This window comes from Luteibaculum oceani (assembly GCF_007995015.1).
Classification (GTDB): domain Bacteria; phylum Bacteroidota; class Bacteroidia; order Flavobacteriales_D; family Luteibaculaceae; genus Luteibaculum; species Luteibaculum oceani.
On sequence record NZ_VORB01000006.1, the window covers coordinates 55,676 to 77,009 of the forward strand.

The following is a 21,334-nucleotide window of genomic DNA, read 5'->3' on the forward strand; positions in this document are numbered from 1 at the left end:
ATGAAATTATATTTACAAAAGGTATTTCAACACCAATTTCTTACCAAGGAAGAAGCAAAAAGCGCCATGGAACACATGGCAAGCGGAGAGGCCAACGAGATCCAAATGGCTGCCTTTGTTGCAGCAATGATGATGCGTCCAATGGATATCCACGAATTAGAGGGTTTTAGGGAAGCGCTTTTGGAACTCTGCGTTCGGGTAGATTTAAACCAAGGAGACTGTATAGACTTATGTGGTACGGGGGGAGATGGGAAAAATACTTTTAACATATCCACACTTTCCTCCTTTGTTGCGGCTGGAGCTGGTATTCCTGTGACCAAACACGGAAATTATGGAGTGAGTTCGGTGTCTGGTTCCTCCAATGTTTTGGAGCATCTTGGCATAACTTTTACCGCAGATCCAAACAAATTACAAGAGCAATTGGATAAAGCTGGGATTTGCTTTTTACATGCTCCCAAATTTCACCCCGCCCTGAAAAATGTAGCAGGAGTAAGAAAAAGCCTTGGTGTTAAAACCTTCTTTAATATACTTGGACCCATGGTAAATCCAGCCTTCCCAAAGAAACAACTGGTTGGAGTATTTAATTTAGAAGTGGCCAGGAATTACCAATACATTTTCCAAAATGCGGGCAAGTCGTTTATGGTGCTGCATGCCTTAGATGGTTATGATGAGATTTCTGGGACGGGCCCAGTGAAATTTTTGGGTAACCAAAGCGAGGGAATGTTCAATCCGTCGGAACTTATTGGCCGAAATTTAGCCGAGGAGGAGTTACATGCTGGTGATTCCGTTGAGGACGCTGCAAAGATCTTTATGGATGTTTTAAATAACAGCTGTACCGAGGCCCAGAAGGCAGTAGTTGCATGTAATGCTGGTGCGGCAATAAAAACTTATTACCCTAATGTAAGTTGGGAAGATGCCTATTCGCTCTCAATGGAAAGTATAGAAAGCGGCAAGGCTATATCTAGATTCGAAAAATTAAAAGAGCTATCTCAATAATGACCGTTCTAGAAAAAATAGTTGCAGATAAGAAGGAAGCGCTTGTTGCAACAAAGCAAAGGGTTTCTCTGGCTCAATTAAAGGATGAAGCTTTTTACAACAGAAAAAGTATTGAGCCTAAAACCAACGGAAAGCCATTTATTATTACCGAATTTAAAAGAAGGTCTCCATCCAACCCAGATATTAACCTCCATGCAGATTTATCCCAAAAAGTAAGGGAGTATCAAAGTCTTGGTTGTAGTGCCATATCTGTCCTAACCGAAACCAATTATTTTGGAGGAAGTAATGCAGATTTAATAAGTGCGAGAACTAAATGTGAGGTTCCGATTCTGCGCAAGGATTTCATAGTAGACTCCTATCAAATCCACGAGTCTAAGGCTATTGGGGCGGATATGGTATTGTTAATTGCAGCAAGTTTGGAAAAACAGCAAATGGCTGATTTATTCGATCTCTCCCTTGAGCTTGGTTTAACTCCTTTGGTTGAAATCCATGAGGAAGACGAACTTTCCAAGATTCCAGAAAACACAGTTTGGTTGGGTGTAAACAGTAGAAACCTGAAAACGCTGGAAACTGATAAATCCAAGTTTCTGAAAATATATCCCCAACTACCGAGCCATACGATTAAAGTAGCCGAAAGTGCCATTAAATCAAAGACCGAGGTGGATGAGCTTTTTGGATTGGGCTATAGTGCTTTCCTAATTGGGGAGGCGTTTATGCAGGGAGGATTGCAATGAAAAGTTTAAAGCTTAAAGTCTGTGGTTTACGAAATAACATCACTGAGGTAGATGGGTTAAATCCTGATTATTTGGGCTTTATATTTTGGGGGCCGTCCAGTCGATTCAATAATGCGCAACATCTTCCGCAAACAAAGGGGAAAAAAGTAGGTGTTTTTGTAGATGCCTCTCAAGAAACCATTGGGGCCAAGATTAATCAGCTGGGATTGGATGCCGTTCAGCTGCACGGGAGAGAATCCCAAGATTTTTGTGCGGAAATAAAGGGGCTTGGAGTGGAACTATTCAAAGCCATTCGGGTTGAAAAAGGGAATTTGAGGTTAGAGCAATTACGAGGATTTGAACCCTATGTAGATTACTTTCTTTTTGATACCGCGGGGAAATTACCTGGTGGTAATGGTGTCCGATTCGACTGGTCCAGACTTAATAATTACGCATTGGAAAAGCCTTTCTTTTTAAGTGGGGGAATAGCTCCAGAAAACCAAGTTGAAGCCATAGAATATGCCCAAAAGCACCCTTTTTGTGTAGGGTTGGATGTTAACTCTGGCTTTGAAATTGAGCCGGGTTTGAAAAATATAGATGCATTAATAAAACTGAAATCTGCAATTGATGAAAATGCATGATTTGCCATTAGGCTATACAAATAAGTATCAAGTTAATAGCGAAGGGTTTTACGGCGACTTCGGGGGAGCCTTCATACCCGAAATGCTTCGGAAAAACATAGAGGAGCTCCAGGAGGCCTATTTGAAAATAATGGATTCAGAATCCTTTAAAAAGGAATGGGTTGGACTACTTAAGGATTATGTAGGAAGACCAAGTCCATTATTTTACGCCAAGCGATTAAGCGAAAAATACAGTGCAAAAATTTACCTGAAAAGGGAAGATCTTAACCATACAGGAGCACACAAAATAAACAACACCATTGGTCAGATTTTACTTGCCGAAGCGCTCGGTAAAAAAAGGATAATTGCCGAAACTGGGGCAGGCCAGCACGGTGTTGCAACGGCTACGGTATGCGCTTTGAGAGGATTAGATTGTATTGTGTACATGGGGGAGAAGGATATAGATCGTCAGGCGCCCAATGTTGCTCGTATGAAAATGTTGGGTGCTGAAGTAAGGCCAGCAAAAAGCGGCTCTAAAACGCTAAAAGATGCAACGAATGAGGCTATACGCGATTGGATAAATCATCCCGATGAAACGCATTATATAATTGGTTCTGTTGTTGGACCGCATCCTTACCCCGATTTGGTGGCGAGGTTTCAGAGCATCATTTCCTCCGAAATAAAAGTGCAATTAGTCGAGAGCGAACAAAGAGAACATCCAGATAAGGTAATAGCTTGTGTAGGTGGTGGAAGCAATGCCGCAGGAGCCTTTTATCATTTTCTTGAAAATGAAAATGTAGAGCTCATAGCTGTTGAAGCCGCAGGGCATGGCGTGGATACCGGAATGACAGCTGCTACGGTAGCAAAGGGTACACAGGGCGTAATTCATGGTTCTATGACCTTGATGATGCAAGATCAATACGGTCAGATAATTGAACCTCATAGTATTTCTGCAGGCCTGGATTATCCAGGGATTGGACCAGCATACGCTCACTGGGCCAACAGCTCTCGTGTGAATTTCCAGGCAGTAACCGATGAGCAAGCGCTAAATGCGGCACTTGAAGTGTCACGGTTAGAAGGTATAATCCCAGCTTTGGAATCGGCGCATGCCTTTGCAGTGCTTAACCAAATGGAGTTAAAACGCGACGACCTTGTAGTTATCTGCCTATCAGGAAGAGGGGACAAAGACATGAGAACCTATCAAGAATTTTTAAAGGATCAGGAGCATGAAAAATAAATTGGGCATTTACTTTACGGCGGGTTATCCCAGACCAGAATCTACTCTAGAGATTCTTCATGCTTTGGCGGATGCAAAGGTGAAATTTATTGAAGTGGGTATCCCTTTTAGTGATCCACTTGCCGACGGGCCTGTCATTCAGGAAAGCTCTAAACAGGCATTGGAACTTGGGGTTAACTTGGATAAGATTTTTGAGGATTTAAAGCAGTTTAAATTAGAGCGTACGGATCACCCCGATTTATACCTAATGGGGTACCTAAATTCCGTTTTGAGCTATGGGGTGGAGAACTTTTTATCTCAGGCGCAAACTGCAGGTGTTACTGGGGTTATCCTACCCGATTTGCCTTTTAATTACTACCAAAAGCATTATCAGGCTCTTTTTAACACCTATAATATTAAGCCCGTTTTTTTAATATCACCTGCGAGTAGTAGTACCTATATTGAGGTCTTGGATCAAGCTAATTTGGGCTTCATTTATGTGCTGAGTAGCAATGCCACTACCGGTAAAAAACTAAGTCTTTCCGATAACGAAGCCTTTTTTAAAAGGCTAAGGGCTATGGACTTAAAAACTGAAACCTATTTAGGGTTTGGTATAAAATCAAAGGAAGACATTACCTATGCATCCACCTTTTTCGATGGTGGAATAATAGGTTCGGAAATGATTCGAAGGTTGGACGATAAGGAGTTAGATAGTCCTAAAAAAGCAATAAATCGATTTATGCAGGAGTTGGTTTAAGGGTTAATTGTGAGGCTTTTTTATGACCTAAGTATGGATTTTTAGCGAATAGTTTTGATATCCATCAGGGAGATTTTGCATGAAAAATGACTTGAGATAGAATAGACTTTGAGATGAGTTACAACGCTTTAGATAAAGAAATACTGTCTATACGTTTGGGGGTATAATCAGAAAAACACACCCCACATCATGAAAAAGTTATTATTAATTGCGGGTCTGGCAGTGGCATTTGTAGGATGTCAGAAAGACCTTAAACAGGCAAAAAATCAACTCAAAGCATTTAATGTAGAAAACAGCTCAGAAGTTCTAGGCGAAAGATTCCAAGAAACTGTTGAGGATATTACTACGGACGGCGCAGCGGCAGAGCAAGATATGCTTTGGATGCATGTGGCAAAAGCATCACCTTCTTCTGAACTTCAAGGAAAGGTAACCTCTCAATTTATGCTGGTAGATGGTTCTAATCTTTTTGTAGTAAGAAATTACAAGGGAGCGGAAATTAAATCTTCGGTAGACTTAATTGATTTATCTGATGAGGTAATACCTGAGTTAATCTCTTCTATTACCATCAAAGACTGGATCATTGAGGCAGCCTACACGGAAACAGGCTCTCTTAACCTAATGGGCAATAGTGAGGCCGGAAATGCTGTTATAGAAATTCCTTTTGAAGGAAATCTGTTCTCAGAGAAAGTTTCACTAAGAAGCTTAAGTTCAGCTAGTCTTTCAGATTTTAACCGTGAAGAGCAAACGCTATCCATAGGAAAGGAAAATGGTGAAGCCATTAGTACTGCAGTAAACGCCTTTGCAGGTGTTTCAACAGGTGAAAATAGCGCGAAATACAAGTCAATGAACTTGACAATCGAAATTGATAAACTAAAGTTTGTTTCTCAAACTGCAAAATCATCGAATCCTGGATCTATTTCGGGAACCTATCAAAGCATTAACGCAGGTGAAACCTATGTGTTGTTAACCGAAGCTAATGGAGATGTTAATATTCTTCAAGCGGAGGGTTCTGAATCTTACTTAAAGTGTAAGGGAAAAAAGAAAAGTAAGAAGAAGGGAAACAAGGGTAGTAAAGGTTCTTGTGAGCCCGAAATTGAAGTAGAATTCGATGGATGTAATGATGTAACCATTGTTTCGTCTAAGGACCTAAGTAACGTTGTTCTTGACTTTGCGCCTGCAGGAGCTGGAAACGAAGATGTTAAATTGGATAACCTAATCATAGGAAATCTAATGTCAGTAACTAGAACTGGAGACATCCTGGGGGTTTGGGTAAAATCAGGTTGTAACAAAAGCGGTGATTGTCCTGGTTGTGGTGAATACTTTGCAAATGATAATACCTGTTCTGGATTACCTGATATAGGCGATGGTGACGATGACGACGATGATGATAATGACAATCCACCAACTGGGGACTGCCAATGCGAGGGTAAGATGCAGAATTTTACCGTGCGTTACGAAGGGCCTTCTGGAGTGAATTATCAGTTTAAAGATAGAAAAACCCACCTTGTTGTTGGTGACTTTACCAACATTCAAAATGGAGACGAGCTTACTATTGTTGGTTTTGATTTTAAAGGCCGCTTAGGTCCAGCAACCAAGTTTTATCATAATGGACAATGGATTGAAATTCATACCTCTTGTTCAGAAAATATTCTAGGAAACACATATGGACCTTTCACGGTTATAGCATACACAGATGGTCAAGGTTCGGTTTGTGAAGAAGATCCAGTCGTAGTGCAAAAACTTACCGAATGTACTGTTAAGGGTGCAGATCCAGGTTACGCATTCTTCCAAGCTGTATGGTTAGATGATTTCTCTTTGGTGAATGGAATATTATTTGATAGAGGATTTAGATTCGAGGGTGGAGCTGGAGTATTTAAAGAGTTACCTGACGGTAAAGCAGTTTTATACGGTGAGATATACTCTCCAAACTACCCCAATAATAGATGGGATATGACGGTGTACTTTGCTGAAAAGTCTACCTGGGCTGAGTGGTCTGCAAAAGGAAGAACCTTTAAGCAAGGCGCAGGATATGTGGCAGGAGCTCACGAGGATTGGACTTACTATATCATTGATACCACTAAAACATCACAAATGGTTGGATTGGGTGATAACGCCGGATTTATTTCAAACATCACTATTCGCCCATCAGATTACTCAATGGGATTCCAGATTGGAGAAGGTGGAGCAAATGATAAGAACTCTGCCTACGGAATGGCTGGATGGTTCTGGTACGAACACCCAGATGGAGATCTTAGAAAAGCCGACTGGAACTTAGATGTTATTCTTTGTGAGGAGAAGTAGTAAACTGTTAAAATAATAGATTTAAAAGTCGCCGTAGCACTACGGCGACTTTTTTTATGTCCGTTGTTAATCGATGTCCCTTTGTGGCTAATCGAATTAGGTGCAATAAGAGTCTGAATTGTGGGCATTTTTACCTTGATATCACTCCCGATTGGTTGGTTTTTATTCTGGAAATAGTCAATTAAAGATTTATATCATCGGTATAAATGATGTTAGCCGTAAGATAGGTTGAGATAGGGCAAAAGCCCTGTAAAATCAAGGTTTGCGGCGTAAATTTGAGTCGAACTAAATGGTCCCAACTAGATGAAAACGTCAATTAAACTTTTAGGATTAGCATTATCGGTATTGGTATTGCTAGATTCCTGTACAAAATCGGATCTTTCCCCTGATCCTCAGACTCAGAGTGAGCGGATTCAAGTAGAAACAGATCGGACTGTGTTACGTCAACGTATGGACATGGTTCGTCGTCATTTACAGAGCGATTTACACAAAAGCTTTGTACCCATCGATTTAGAAGTTGTAGCAGAAGTGGCTGCCCCTGTTGTAGGGGGTGTTGGCTTAGCTGCAACACATATTCAATTCGATGGCAATCTTGCATATGTTACTTACCACGAGGTAGGTGAGGGATATGGAGGTGCGTTGGATATCTTCGATGTAACTGATCCAAACAACCCAGTGCTTATTTTCCAAATGACTATTGCAGATACGGATTTGCATAACCTGGATATTGCAGGTGGGGCACTTTACATAGCAGGTGCCCGCGATGTATTGTCCTCCCTGTATAGCACTTCTATTACTCAGGGTGCAGTGGCGCAAAGATGGGATTTGGATGGCTCAGGCCTTCCAACCACCATGACTGAAGTTGCTCTGCCTTCATATTCAGCAAATAGTATACGTTATAATCCAGCAGGTGTGCTTGTTTCAACAGGTGATGTAGGTGGTGGAAGTTTCATTTTAGATCCAATCACTATGGCATTGGTGGATGACATCAACGTAAACGATGCTAAATACATACACGGAACTGCAGATTATCTATGTGTACTAGCCGGTGAAGGAGCAGACTCAAGATTATTATTTTATGGTGCTTCTGGTTTTACAGCTGGTCCTATTTTAAATGTACCGTTAACTGGTTACGACGTAACTACCGTTGGAAAAAACGCCATTGAATGTTATGATGATTACGTATTAGTTAACCTGGGTGACGATGGGCTTCTTAAAGTGGACCGTCATACGGGTAATATTCTCGGAGAATACGAATTTGTTGATGGAGATGGAATCGCTATTTCCGCTGTTGAATTCGGAGATTATACCATTTTAGCCTACGGTTGTGATGGTGTGCTAATATTGGACGAGAATACTGGTACATACCGATTAATCTCTTCTTACAAATTTTCCGATAACGGCTCAGTTAACCACGTTTCAACCAACGGCGAAGTAATTTTTGTAGCCTCAGGTTTGCAGGGTATTAGAATTCTTAAGAATGTAGAGAAGACTTGTACCTTAGAGCATATCCAAGATGGAGCGGTTGAACGTTCCGTTTGGTTTGAACTTTACCACCCTTCAACCTCCGCTCACCAGGCATTTAAATGGGAGTCTGGAACAGGGTCTTTTGTGGATAACGGCGATGGAACTGCGCAAATTACCGGAACTATCGTGAGCCTTAAAAATCCTAACGATAAATGGGAGTTAACCATAAATTTGGCTGAGAAAAAGAACTGGACTCAATGGTCAAGTTTAGGTAGATCATACGTTGCTGGTCCAGATCATATACCAGGAAGTCACAAAGATTGGTTCTATTACATTATGGATCCAAGCCCAACTAATCCTTCAACAATAGTTGGTTTAGGGGATAATGCTGGAGTGACAAAAGAATTACAACACAAACCAATTGCATATAAATACGGATTCCAACTAGGTATGAGTGGAAATGTAAAAAATGCCCAGTATGGACTCTCAGGATGGTTAAGCTATCTCAACTCCGCCGGAGATAGAAGAACCTTAGATATAAACGTAAATGTTACGGGTTGTTAGCTTGCCACAGCAGGCTACGGACATGTAGTTTAATAATGACGGTGGGGACTATCAAATAGAAAATGCATGGCCCGTAACAACAAGGGGAGGTATCGTAAGGTGCCTCCCCTTCTTTGTATCGCATACATTTTATTTTTACAATTGAGATGAATATTTCCTTCTTATTTTATGTTCGCTAATTCATGCTGCAATGCGATAGCAAGGGGTTCACTTTCTGCAATTCCAACATTGTTTAACCCTAGGAAGGGTAGTGCTTGGTGGAGGACCATAGCAAGCTTAAATGCATAAACAATTAAGTAGTATAGAAATTTCTGATCTCCCCAATTCCAGCAACTAATGTTGGATGGTTTACTGGCTCTGGAAATTTAAACATACAATGGGATTGATTGCATTGCACATAATGAAAAGAGCGATTTTTGGATTCTTTGCTTTCATCCAACTTTATAGCACAAAAAAAGGGAGGCCTGTAATAGACCTCCCAACCAAAGTGATAACTAGATTTAAGCTCTAGCGTATTGCTATAGGGTCATTGTTTCCATCTGGATCTCCTATGCAGTTTTGTGTACTGTTTATTTTTCCATTTAACAGTAAAATTCCAGCAGCATGTGGGGCTGACATAGAGGTTCCGCTAATAGTGGTATAGCTGTTGTTAGACCATGTTGAGGTTATCTCGTAACCTGGAGAAGTGTAATCGCAAGCGGCACCGTAGTTAGAGAAATAAGCAAAAACATCATTTTTGTTTATTGCAGAAATGGTGAAAACATTCGCTCCGTTGGCTCGAGCAGGAGAGTAGTTTGAAACGTCTTCGGAGTAATTTCCAGCAGCTATAGTAAAGAATATGCCTTTTTGTGCGGCTGCAATAACGGCATTGTCCAAACTGCTTGAAGCAGGACCAGCTAAACTTAAGTTAGCTACATCACCAACCCTTCCGTTTGCTGCTACATAATCTATACCTGCAATCACGTCCGAAACAGACCCATTACCATTGTCATCAAGAACTTTAACCGAAACTAAAGTCGCATTTTGAGCCATTCCCACTACTCCAAAAGTATTGTCAATGGCTCCAACAATTCCAGCGACATGAGTTCCATGGCCGTTATTATCATTGGCTGAACTGGTGGTGAAGTATGAAGATTTCGAGCTACTAACATTTAAATCATCATGGTCTAAATCGATTCCAGTATCTAATATCCATGCAGTTTTCCCTGAACCATCACCAAATCCGCCGCTTCTAGTAATTCCCCAAGGAACAATTTGTGTATTGGGCTCAGGTGCAGGTGGTTCTTGTGTTGGATCTTCCTCTGGAGCTGGATCGGAACCTCCTTTATCCTTTCCACCACCTTTTCCGGGTTTGCCTCCTCCTGTTCCGTCATCTGGAGTTGGGTCACTTCCTCCTCCGCCTTTACCTTTACCACCCTTTCCGGTTACTTTGTATTGGTCTTTCGATTTTCCCTTGTTTGCGCGCTTTTCACCATCAATGATAGATACGATTTGGTCTTGCTCTACGCGTTCAACCAACCCTGAATTTTCAAGTAATTTTGCAGCACTTTCAGACATTTCTACGGCAACACCAATAATGGAGGCGTGATAAACATGGTTGATTTTTGCTTCTATACCAAGGGTACTTGTAATGGTGTTAAAGCTTTTTCTAATATCCTCGGGGTTAGCGTTGTTCGAGCCTGGTAGGGGTAATCCAGACTGCTTTAACTCAATGATGTATTCGTTTGGAATTTTCTCACCATTCGAATTTGCTAAGGCATGAACTTGGTTCATGTCATTGGTGAAATCTTTGGGAGATTCTTTCTGGCAGGCTATTGCTGCCATACCTATAATAGCCACAGCCATTATGGGGCGATGTAATCTTTTCATAACAATCGGTTTAACATAGACAATGGGTCTAATCAAATTTCTTGTTAAGTGTCTATTGAATTACGAATGTCTTTGAAATCAAACCATGAACTAAGCTACATCAATAACTATCAATTTAGCCTGAACAGTATGCTGTACAACACTTTTGCGGGTTTTCGATAAGGCGTAAATAAAAAACGACTGACTAAATTCAGGATTCGGTCAGTCGTTGTTTTTATAGGATAAAGAAATTGAGACTTTTTTAGCTCTGTTTTCCTTCTATTAGGATGTCTAATAATTCTATTGCTGCACTGGCAATTTTAGTTCCTGGGCCAAAGATTCCAACTACTCCAGCATCGTACAAGTAATCGTAATCTTGTCTCGGAATAACTCCGCCAGCCACAACCAGTATCTCGGGTCTACCAAGTTTCTCTAATTCTTGAATTAATTCGGGAACTAATGTTTTGTGCCCTGCTGCTAAAGAAGACACTCCAACAATGTGTACATCGTTTTCTAATGCCTGTTTCGCAACTTCTTGTGGGGTTTGGAATAAGGGGCCAATATCCACGTCAAAACCGATATCGGCGAAGGAAGTAGATATCACCTTGGCACCGCGGTCGTGGCCGTCTTGTCCCATTTTGGCTACCATAATTCTGGGTCTTCTTCCCTCTAGACTTTCGAATTTATTTACACGCTCTTTCGCTGTTTTGAAATCTTTATCTTCTTTCACAGTCTCTTGATATACTCCACTAATGCTATTGATGGTAGCCTTATACCTTCCGAAAGTTGTTTCCATGGCCGAAGAAATTTCTCCCAGTGTAGCTTTTGCTTTTGCAGCTTCAACCGCCAATTCCAACAGATTACCATTTCCAGATTTTGCCGCCTCGGAAATTGCATCCAATGCCTTTTGGGTAGCTTCGCTATCTCTCTCGTTGCGCAATTGGGCTAACTTCTCTTTCTGCTCGGCAATTACCTTGGTGTTATCTACCTCTAAAATTTCAATGTCGGCTTCCTCTTCTGTTTGATAGGCATTAACCCCTACGATAACATCCTGTAAGCTGTCTATTTTTCCTTGTTTACGGGCAGCAGCCTCCTCAATTCTCATTTTCGGCAAACCAGTTTCTATGGCTTTAGCCATTCCTCCTAGCTCCTCTATTTCCTTAATGTGAACTCTGGCTTTGTCTATTAACTCCTTGGTTAACGACTCCACTAAATAACTTCCTCCCCAGGGGTCAATAGATTTAGTTATACCCGTTTCGTGCTGAATAAATAATTGCGTGTTTCTAGCAATACGCGCCGAGAAATCAGTTGGCAGTGCTATGGCCTCATCCAAAGCGTTGGTATGCAGCGACTGAGTTCCACCAAATGCAGCTGCCATGGCTTCAACGGTTGTTCTACAAACATTGTTATAGGGGTCCTGCTCTGTTAAACTCCAACCCGATGTCTGGCAATGTGTTCGCAAGGCCATGGATTTTGGATTGGTTGGATTGAATTGTTTTACAATATCCGCCCAAAGAACACGAGCTGCACGCATCTTAGCAATCTCCATGTATGGATTCATTCCAATAGCCCAGAAAAAAGAAAGTCTTGGTGCGAAATCATCGATGCTTAATCCGGCATCTAAACCGGTTCTTATGTATTGCAGTCCATCGGCTAGGGTATATGCCAACTCAAGATCGTTGGTAGCGCCTGCCTCTTGCATGTGGTAACCCGAGATACTAATGCTGTTAAATCGGGGCATTTTTTCCGAGGTGTACTTAAAGATGTCGGCAATTATGCGCATAGAGGGAGCAGGCGGATAGATATAGGTGTTTCTAACCATAAACTCCTTTAAAATGTCGTTTTGTATGGTTCCGGCCAATTGTTCTGGTGCTACACCTTGTTCTGCCGCCGCTGCTATGTAAAAAGCCATAATCGGAATTACTGCTCCGTTCATAGTCATCGATACCGACATTTTATCCAGCGGAATTTGATCGAATAAGATGCGCATATCCAAAATGGAGTCTATAGCAACTCCAGCTTTCCCTACATCTCCTTTTACCCTTGGATTGTCGCTATCATAACCCCGATGGGTAGCCAAATCAAAGGCAATGGATAAGCCCTTTTGTCCTGCAGCTAAATTCCTTCTATAAAATGCATTACTTTCTTGAGCGGTACTAAAACCTGCGTATTGGCGAATGGTCCACGGGCGGATCGCATACATACTGGCATAAGGCCCTCTTAAATAAGGAGCCTCACCAGCACCGTATTTTTTTAAGAAAGCCAATCGCTCGTTATCAGTATACTTTGATACTACAGCAATGCCTTCTGCGGCGTCAAATGATTTTACCTTCCCACGACTTGGCATCGCGTCGAGGTTAAAATTTGCTTTGTTTTTCGATGCGGCCATGTTTATTTCAGTTTCAAAGTTTCCAAAATGGTGTACGCCTCTTTTCCCGCTGGGGGATAGAGGTTTTCACCTATCATTTCTAATTCTTTGGTCTCAAAAAGAGTTCTCAATTGGGTGGAACATAAATCTACCTCGCTTACAAAGTTTTTGCTGTGTGCAAATTGGTGCCAATCGTAGTACACAAAAGACCTGGATTTTTCAATAGCACCAAAAACCAATTCCTGCGTAAGTTTTTCTACGTAGTAACTGCCTGCGGTTGGGTCAACGTAATGTCCTAGTTTAGATTCCTCCTCTAAAATGGTGGCGACATTGGCGCTTACTCTAGGGATGAAGTTTTTCTCCTCAGTTTTAAAATCGCACAACACAACAGCTTCGGGGTTGCAAGCGAAAGCTCCAAAAGCAAATGAAGAAAGACGGATTAGATTTACCTCTTCATCGTTGGTTCCTCTAAAGAGCTGATTGTATGCAATAAGAAATCCTCCTGGGAAAATTTTGGTTAAATCTAAATTCGACTCCTGCAGCGTTTTCGAAAACAAACAGCAAAGGGCTCTGTGTTTAGCAATTTCTGCAAACAGTTCTGGGTTTGCTGCGTAGGAAAATTGCACGCCATTTATAAGATTCTCTCTTTCCGAACTCTTTTCAGCAATAGCTACCCAATCTTTGAAAAACAAACTCATGGCGGCCAGCTGTAATTCGAAGTTACACCCAGTGCCGGCCAATCCATTAAAATCGAATAAGTAGCGAAGGATAATTCCTTTGTTTCTCGCTATTTCTTGCGCTTCGGTGAACTCCTCACTTAGCTTTTTAAGGTTAAAAGATGAGTGAAAGGGAGATAGGTCTATTTGAAGTTTACATCCAGAATTTAATGGCATTTCGTCTATACAGGCCAAAATGTTTTTAGGATGACAATCCACCGAAATTTGCAGTAAGCCAGTATCTATATCCTTAAAAACTTTATTCCAATCTATGCAGTCTTTTGAACTTTTAAATTGTAGGTAGCTAACGCCTTGCTGTAAAACCACCAGAGCTTTTTTATTGGCGTCCTCCTCTTTGTCAATAAAAATCTCATATCCTTTTTGGGTGCTCTGCGAAGCAAAAAATTGAACTGCGGATTGTACCAATTTGGGATCAATGGTTAACTTTTCAATATCCTCGGCAGTTTGATACGCATCAATAGCTGGGGCAGATACAAAATGTGATATCAGGTGGTCTTCGAACTTTTTTCCTTTTAATTCTTTTTCCACTTTAGCTCTCCACATACTCTTTGGAAAGTTTGGGAAATCCTCAACAGCACTGTTTAAACCCATGTTCTGAAAATTTTTTGCAAGATAGGACGACTGGAGAAATTACAGGAACTTGGTTAAGAATCTTATAGAATTAAACTAATAGTTCATCAAATCGACCTTTAAAATTTGATTCTGATATGTATATGGCTAAAATTGCAGAAAATGCGCCCCAATTTTCTGTCATATCGTCTAATTATTGTTTTGTTAACCCTGTCCAATGTGGTTTTTGGAGGGGGCTACCAGGTCAATTTGCAGGGTGTAAAGCAAACTGGAATGGGGCATTGTGGGGTCAGTTTGTACCAAGGACCCTCGGCAATATTTTTTAATCCAGCGCAGCTAGGGTTTAGTACCAACAAAACAGCTATTAGTTTCGGAGTTAATTTGGTGGATGGTAGAATAGTTCATTATAATCCAGCAACCAACCAACAATATAGAAATCAAAGAGGTCTTTCCACGCCATTTAGCGTTTACGCCACTCGTAAATTAGGAAAGGGTTTTGCCTTTGGTATTGGGGCCTACACACCCTACGGATCATCTTTAAAATGGGAAGATAATTGGGCCGGGAGATTTGTGGTAACCGATATTTCGCTAAGAGCAATTTATGTTCAGCCCACTATTTCCTACGGTAGAGGTCCATGGAGCATTGGAATAGGAGTTATGGCAGGATTTGGAAGTTTAAATTACAAGAGAGATATTCCTGTAACTGACTCAGAAGGAGAGTATGGAAGTGTTCTATTAACGGCGAGTTCAAGGGCTATTGGCTTTAACCTAGGTACTTCAATAGAATTAAGTAAAGGCTTTGTGTTTGGAATGAGTTATAGAACCCAACACACGTTTAAGGCTGAAAACGGATTTGCAGATTTTACCGTTCCCGAAACCGCATCCGAACAGTTGTACGACCAGAATTTTAGTTCGCAAATTAGCGCTCCCTCAAATTTTATGGTAGGATTAAGTCTTCAGCCCAACGATAAATGGGCATTTACGGGCGAAGTTAATTTTACGGGATGGAGTGTTTACCAGAAATTAGAGATAGATTTTGAGGAAAATACTGATGTTCTCAATGATATTTCGGAGCGAAGAAATTGGAGAGATTCGGAAGCTTTTCGATTTGGTGTATTGCGGAAAGCTGGTCAAAGTCTAACCCTAAGGGCAGGGTTTTCCAGAGATTTAACCCCCACCAACAAACAATTTTACGGTCCAGAAACACCGGATTCGGATCGCAATGGATACCACGCGGGGTTTACCCTTAAGATAAAGAAGAAAATATCCTTTGATGCCGCTTTTCAATGGGCTGAAACCGACGAAATTACGGCCTATCACGAACCCTCAGGTTTTGGTGGTAAATACAAGGGTAGAGCATTTGTTTACTGTTTTGGATTCTCATATGGACTGTAGTTTTTGGAAAATAGTATTAGCACTGGTTTTATTTACAGCCTGTGATCCAAATATTCAGGAAGCCGAAGTGCCATTTGAGTTTGAAGAGGGTAAACTCGATTTTTCTAATTACGTGGCAGTTGGCGACGAGATTACCGCTGGCTTTCAGGACAATGAACTCTTCTTTTCCGGTCAGTTAAATTCTTACCCTTCACTTCTTAACACGCAGTTTATCCTTTTTGGTGATCACCGATTTATTAGTCCCTTTATGTACGACGATGTTGGTTTTGGAAACCGGGTTGCATTGGGCTATAAACACGATTGTAACGATGTTGAGGAATTAACCATCGTAGATTATGAAGGGGAGTCAAATCCTAGAAATTTTGAGCGTTGGCAAGGAGCGCGCTTAAATAATCTGGGTATCCCAGAATTAAAAATAAGTGATCTAGAGGCTAGAAGATACCATCAGGTTAATCCCTATTGGTCTAGGGTAGCACACGATGATAATCAGTTGGTTCTTGAGCGAGTATCCGCGGAAAACCCAACCTTTTTTACAGTTTGGTTGGGGCTAAATGATATTTTGAAGTGGGCAGAAAGTGGAGGTATTTATGTTACAACCGATGCTCATTTTCCAACCAGCGACGTACAATTTCGAAGAAACCTAGGTCATTTGTTGGACAGTTTAATGGTAAATGGGGCCAAAGGATTAATTGGCAATATTCCCGATATAACCGACTTTCCATTTTTTGAGTTAATTCCAAGAAATGCTTTAACGTTAACTCAGGAGCAGGCCGACCAGTTAAATGTTTTGTATGCATTTAACCCTGAGGTGAATTTTAAGGAGGGAGAAAATAACTTTATCGTACAAGACTTCGGTTTACCTCGGCATGTAAAAGAAGAGGAGAGAATACTTTTAAGTGTTGATATAGACTCCATAAAATGTGGAGGATACGGATCGGTGATTCCATTTGGTTCCGTTCACGTGTTATTGGAGGAAGAAATTGGGGTGATAAAGGAGTATATCGCTATCTACAATAATATAATTGAGGAGTTAGCCGCGGAGCGTAATATACCCGTTGTAGATTTTAATCAGTGGTACAGGCAAATTCAGGATAAGGGAATTTTGTGGAACGGGGTAAACACCAACTATACCTTTGTAACCGGAGGCTTTTTCTCTATGGATGGATTATTTCCAACCCAAAGAGGTGCGGCGTTAATTGCCAATGAGTGGTTAAAAGTCTTGGAGGAGCAATATGGAGTAAAGTTACCTATGTTAAATCCAAATGAGTTCGAGGGCGTAAACCTTCCTTAATTTTTATCGCGAACGATTAGGAATATCTCCTCATTGGGTTTTTTCATAAAGTACTTTTCCCTCGCGAATTTCTCTATGTTTTTGATGTCTGAAGAAAGATTTTTTTCATCTAATTCCAATTCCTCAATTCGGTCTTGGTAGTAGTTGCGTTCTTCTTCCAGTCTGCTTAAATCGCTGCGCCATTTGTATAGGTCTACAAAGGTGTATGAGTCGAAAAAAGCTACAAATAGTACGAATACAAAAAACGTGGCGAAGTATTTATTGGCCATCCAGTTGGGAATACGTTCTATGTGTTTGCGCAATTCCGCCTTTTTCATGGTACCAAAGATACGCGTAAATAAAGCGAATTATTGTACTGGTGGATTTAGAATTTAACAGTGGGGTTTTAATAGCTCACTAAAAGAGCTAAACAGGTTTAAGACCCTGTTTTGTGGTTCACATTCTCGCGGTGGTCATACAGCGCTAAGTGGTCATTTATATTACGAAGAAGTTTAAGAGTATTGAATTGCGTTAGTTCCAAATCCTTATGGAAATTCTTTACCAAGAGAGATTTTTTAGGAGAGAATAAGGGTTTGGTTTCTTTCTTGAGTCTTTAAATTGATGGTTTTTATCTAAAAGTTCAAAATATGACAATCCGCATATTAACTCGGATTACATGTCAGATAATTTCGATTAAAGAATTATAGGGATTAGAATAGCGAGGTAATTCAAACCCAAATAATCCCATGGAAAATGAAATTACCTTTTTTAAAATCAATTTTATACTTACTCTCTCTCTCTCTCTCTCTCTCTCTGCCAGTACTAGGGCAGAATAATCCGTCCTGCGACAATCAGGGGCTAGATAAAGCGATGTACGTAGACGATTTTATGCGGTTCATTGAGCCGAGTCAATTCAATTACACCCATGCAAATTATAACCTGTACAATGACTCTACGTCCATTGACTGGGTCGGATATAGAAAAAGGGCCGATTTTAACCGTAGTATTTTAGGAAACCCCCAAAAGGAGCATGCGCTTTTATGGTATGCTCAGAAAAATAAAATTAACTATCTAATTATGTTTGGTACCAGTTGGATATTCGACCAGGGTACTTCAAAAGAAAATCACATTTATTCTGCTTATAGAGATTTGCTAGCCGAATTTACTTGTAAAGCATCCCAATTAGGAATTGAAGTGGGCCTTGCGCTAAATGAAAACTTTGATAACTACAGTTCTGACTTGAAGAGTAACCGGGAAGTTGAGAATGTACGTAGAGTTTCCAAACAAATGCTGGTTGAACAATTAGATAACGACACGTTATGGGAAGGGTGGGAAGTGATAAGTCCCATAATCGATCGTTTTCCTAATGCTGAAATAACCATAAATCCAGTATTAAGTACAGTTATAGCCATACGCGATTTTAATAAAGAAATAGATTCCTATAGATCTAGAAATAACCAGAAATCTGGAGGTTGTTCTGGGCTCCTAAAGAATTTAGGAATCAAAGCCATTTGTACGGAATATGAATGGTGGTTACCGGATGGCCAGGAGTTACAAGACTTTCCAACGAAGCCACAGGAATTAATTGAGTACAACAGAACTGTGCTGGACAGTCTAGTATGGCGATTTGACAACAAATTTTTACCCTATTTAAGGGCTTTAAAAGTGTTTAAAGATACTGGAGAAATAGCTCGGGTTGAGTCTTACTTATCACCTTGGTGGTATCCTGGTTTGGAGGGAAACAATCAGGCTCCGTATGATCAGGAAGACTATTACCAGAAGTTTTATGAGATAGACGGGAATCCCAACGATACAGCCGCATTGTATTACAAATTTGCCGCGCAAGCCAACCCTTTGTTAGACCGTTGGCATATCGCAGCATGGACTACAACCCCGTGGGATATTGATGGAATGGAGGCATATCGCAAGATGGTGTCTATGATTAAAAGCCAGGTGGAGCATCCTTCTTACAATGGGGACAGCATCGATATTTTCCCGATTTTTTATACAGAATCCTCCAATTTTATTAAAGAAGAAGATTTCTATCCGAAGGAGGATGACCCTAATCATGTACCAGGTGATGGACAGTATAGTGATTACGTGGGCGATCTCTTAAGTAAAGGTAAAAATGCTAATGGCAAGAGTATCCAGGAAATACAAAGTGATTTTAAAGCTTCTTGGGATACGATTATTGGAGATGGAAATAACATAAAACTTGGTGGTTTTAATTGGTTTATGTGGAGTATAATGCCACACATTATTTACAGTGATGACACTACCTCATCTGATACCCTAAAATTTAGAAAGAACCCACATTACGGGAACCGGGAATTGGTAGACTTATACATGCATTTTTTTCCTGACCCTGCAAAAGGGTTGCATACCCTAGAAATTTATAATAATGCAAGAGCTCCTTTTGGTAACCAGAATAAATGGTTTCAAAATGGGCATGATTACCAATGGAGGTATGTTACACAATATTTAAAGAAGAACAGCCAAACGTGGGAATGGGATCCTAAAGATGTAATCAATAATCGTTCAAGATCGGCAAGGGTTCACACCTATGATCCAAGTGGATTAAATGGCGGTCCGATAGCCGTTAAGGATTCAATATATTATGTGCAAACTACAGATAACAATGGCTGTATAACTACATCAGCTCCAGTTCTGGTGAAATTCCAGAATAAAGAATTGTACATAAAAGATTATGAGCTGGATGATGGAAGTGAACCTTTACAAACACCGACGAACCAGAATAATTTAAGATTTTGGACAAGCATTTGGGTAAACCAAATTGAGGATGTTTCAAATGCGGGAGGGTTGGAGTCATCGCGCCCTATTCCAGGCGAAGATCATTGGGTGCACGTTAGGTTAACCAATAAAGGAAATGAACCCACTCGTGGAGGTGAAAAGTTGAGTGTATACTTCGCTAAAAAGAGTACGGACCAACCTTGGCCAAGGAATTGGATTTGGAATCCGGTTAGCGGGAAGTTTGTTGGTGACAGGATAAATCATGCTCCCGTTTATATTCCTCCCATTTCAGCAAATACAGATACGGTAATAAGTATTTTATGGAAAGGTGGCCCAGATCCAGAGGTGTTTGATGAGCCTATTGAGTTTTTAAGTGGTTTGTTCGGGGGGATTTCTTTCTCAGGACTACAGTATAAACTCCTGTCTCTGACGTACCATGATAACTTTGATTTTCTCGCGAGAATTGAGCGATCGGAAAACCCTCCTTATGGTATGGTAGCAGAAGAAAGCTCTAACATTATGGATAATGTTATTGCCAATAATGCAATTTCACTCAATAAAACTTTGGATATAACCGTAAGTGGGAAGTTATTTTATTTTGGTTCAAACAAAGAATCTAAAGGAGAAAATCAAGATAACAGAGACTTAAGTCTGAGAAAAAATCAAGCGGAAGTAGATACCATTGGCAATGGTTCTTTGCACCGGTTTTTGGGATGGCAGACTACTAACTTAGAGGTGGCTAACTACCGAGGGAAGGCTAGTTTGCAGCTTAACTTTACACAAAGTGATTCTGGAACCCACTCATTAAATAATGATGGAGCCGTTATAATTAACCTTGGGCAAAATTTATTTACTAAATGGGTGAATTCTGGAATGCAAGGAGCTGGGGTAGAAATATTTCCACTTAGTGGACATATTCCTTCCACTCAATTTGGTGCAGAAGAACCTGAGCACCAAACAATAGATACCCTGCATACCACCATAAGGCTAACCGCAGCCAATGCTTGGGTAGGTGGCTTAAATATGAAACATGAAGAATTAAGAAATATTGAAATTGGCTTTCGCATGGACAGTGCTTTGGCCAAGGAAACCAATGAGGACGAATATTATAAATTTAAAATTCAGCAACGAGTAAACAGTCTGAGCCAACAAAACGAGTTGACCGGAGAGCAGGTTTATAATTTGCATTACCTTAAATGTGCAAAACCTGAAATTGTGAAGGTGCAAATTGGAGATATTGTCAATCTAACAGCACATACAGTAGGTGCTGAATTAGCAACAAGTTTTCAATGGGTGAAGAACGGGGAGGATATAGTTGGTGCGGTGTTACCTAATTTTAGACCAGATTTATCCCACCCTGGTAATTATAGTGTAAAGGTAAGGTACGATAACGGTTGCATTGCAGAGTCCGATGATATGGAGTTGAATTACAGCTCTAATCCATCACCAAGTTTATTAAATAGAGGAGGTGGAGCTGATGGGAAGGTGTTACATATTTCAGAGAAGAATTCTTTGGGAGTGTCCGCTTACCCCAACCCGATGAAAGAGTCGTTAGAAATCATTTTTAAAAAGCAAGTCTTTGGAATTTCAAAGTTGATGTTGTTTGATATGACGGGGAAACTGGTGGTAAAAAGAGATTTAAGTGAATCTAATTTGTACAAGCATAAAATTGATGTGAGTTCACTTGAATCCGGCTTTTACACCCTAGTAATAGAGGGAGGCTCCGAGAAATACAGTAAAATATTAATAAAAGAGTAAATC

Annotated in this window: 14 protein-coding genes; 10 read left to right on the forward strand and 4 right to left on the reverse strand. The window is 40.6% G+C overall.

The genetic code is table 11. The annotated features are described in order from the left end of the window. The 7 genes from trpD to FRX97_RS07565 all read left to right on the forward strand — a co-directional run bounded on the left by trpD (position 1) and on the right by FRX97_RS07565 (position 8,634). On the forward strand, positions 1–996 hold the full coding sequence (gene trpD / locus FRX97_RS07535; protein WP_147014588.1) for an anthranilate phosphoribosyltransferase: 996 nt from the start codon (positions 1–3) through the stop codon (positions 994–996). Continuing rightward, complete coding sequence (locus FRX97_RS07540; protein ID WP_147014589.1) at positions 996–1,730, forward strand: indole-3-glycerol phosphate synthase TrpC; 735 nt, start codon at positions 996–998, stop codon at positions 1,728–1,730. Before trpD ends, FRX97_RS07540 begins: the two co-directional genes overlap by 1 nt. After that, a complete protein-coding gene (locus FRX97_RS07545; RefSeq protein WP_147014590.1) occupies positions 1,727–2,350 on the forward strand; it encodes a phosphoribosylanthranilate isomerase in 624 nt (207 codons plus the stop codon). Before FRX97_RS07540 ends, FRX97_RS07545 begins: the two co-directional genes overlap by 4 nt. Then, on the forward strand, positions 2,337–3,566 hold the full coding sequence (trpB, locus tag FRX97_RS07550; RefSeq protein ID WP_223266585.1) for a tryptophan synthase subunit beta: 1,230 nt from the start codon (positions 2,337–2,339) through the stop codon (positions 3,564–3,566). Before FRX97_RS07545 ends, trpB begins: the two co-directional genes overlap by 14 nt. Then, positions 3,556–4,302: a tryptophan synthase subunit alpha gene (trpA, locus tag FRX97_RS07555; protein WP_147014591.1), complete on the forward strand. Its 747-nt coding sequence runs from the start codon at positions 3,556–3,558 to the stop codon at positions 4,300–4,302. Before trpB ends, trpA begins: the two co-directional genes overlap by 11 nt. Positions 4,303–4,491: 189 nt before the next feature. Next, positions 4,492–6,603 carry a hypothetical protein gene (locus FRX97_RS07560; RefSeq protein ID WP_147014592.1) on the forward strand — a complete coding sequence of 704 codons (2,112 nt, stop codon included), beginning with the start codon at positions 4,492–4,494 and terminating at the stop codon, positions 6,601–6,603. A gap of 303 nt (positions 6,604–6,906) precedes the next feature. After that, entirely contained in the window at positions 6,907–8,634 is a 1,728-nt protein-coding gene (locus FRX97_RS07565; protein WP_147014593.1) for an LVIVD repeat-containing protein, read from the forward strand. A gap of 507 nt (positions 8,635–9,141) precedes the next feature. On the opposite strand, the gene FRX97_RS07570 is transcribed toward FRX97_RS07565, so the two are convergent. From FRX97_RS07570 to FRX97_RS07580, 3 genes are all read right to left on the reverse strand, one after another. Further along, complete coding sequence (locus FRX97_RS07570; RefSeq protein ID WP_223266586.1) at positions 9,142–10,503, reverse strand: S8 family peptidase; 1,362 nt, start codon at positions 10,501–10,503, stop codon at positions 9,142–9,144. Positions 10,504–10,744: 241 nt separating this feature from the next. After that, complete coding sequence (gene scpA, locus FRX97_RS07575) at positions 10,745–12,829, reverse strand: methylmalonyl-CoA mutase (protein ID WP_394348729.1); 2,085 nt, start codon at positions 12,827–12,829, stop codon at positions 10,745–10,747. A 44-nt stretch (positions 12,830–12,873) separates the two neighbouring features. Further along, complete coding sequence (locus FRX97_RS07580) at positions 12,874–14,178, reverse strand: methylmalonyl-CoA mutase family protein (protein ID WP_147014595.1); 1,305 nt, start codon at positions 14,176–14,178, stop codon at positions 12,874–12,876. A 141-nt stretch (positions 14,179–14,319) separates the two neighbouring features. Here FRX97_RS07580 and FRX97_RS07585 point away from each other — a divergent pair, with 141 nt between their 5' ends. Together FRX97_RS07585 and FRX97_RS07590 are read left to right on the forward strand one after the other, a co-directional pair. Continuing rightward, complete coding sequence (locus tag FRX97_RS07585) at positions 14,320–15,552, forward strand: OmpP1/FadL family transporter (RefSeq protein WP_147014596.1); 1,233 nt, start codon at positions 14,320–14,322, stop codon at positions 15,550–15,552. Then, positions 15,542–16,843, forward strand: a complete 1,302-nt coding sequence (locus FRX97_RS07590) for an SGNH/GDSL hydrolase family protein (protein WP_170227071.1) — start codon at positions 15,542–15,544, stop codon at positions 16,841–16,843. Before FRX97_RS07585 ends, FRX97_RS07590 begins: the two co-directional genes overlap by 11 nt. Here FRX97_RS07590 and FRX97_RS07595 read toward each other — a convergent pair. Further along, on the reverse strand, positions 16,840–17,160 hold the full coding sequence (locus tag FRX97_RS07595; RefSeq protein WP_147014598.1) for an FtsB family cell division protein: 321 nt from the start codon (positions 17,158–17,160) through the stop codon (positions 16,840–16,842). The genes FRX97_RS07590 and FRX97_RS07595 overlap by 4 nt on opposite strands. 415 nt (positions 17,161–17,575) lie before the next feature. Between FRX97_RS07595 and FRX97_RS07600 the strand changes: the two genes are divergently transcribed. Continuing rightward, on the forward strand, positions 17,576–21,331 hold the full coding sequence (locus FRX97_RS07600; RefSeq protein ID WP_147014599.1) for a T9SS type A sorting domain-containing protein: 3,756 nt from the start codon (positions 17,576–17,578) through the stop codon (positions 21,329–21,331). The last annotated feature ends 3 nt before the right edge of the window (positions 21,332–21,334 follow it).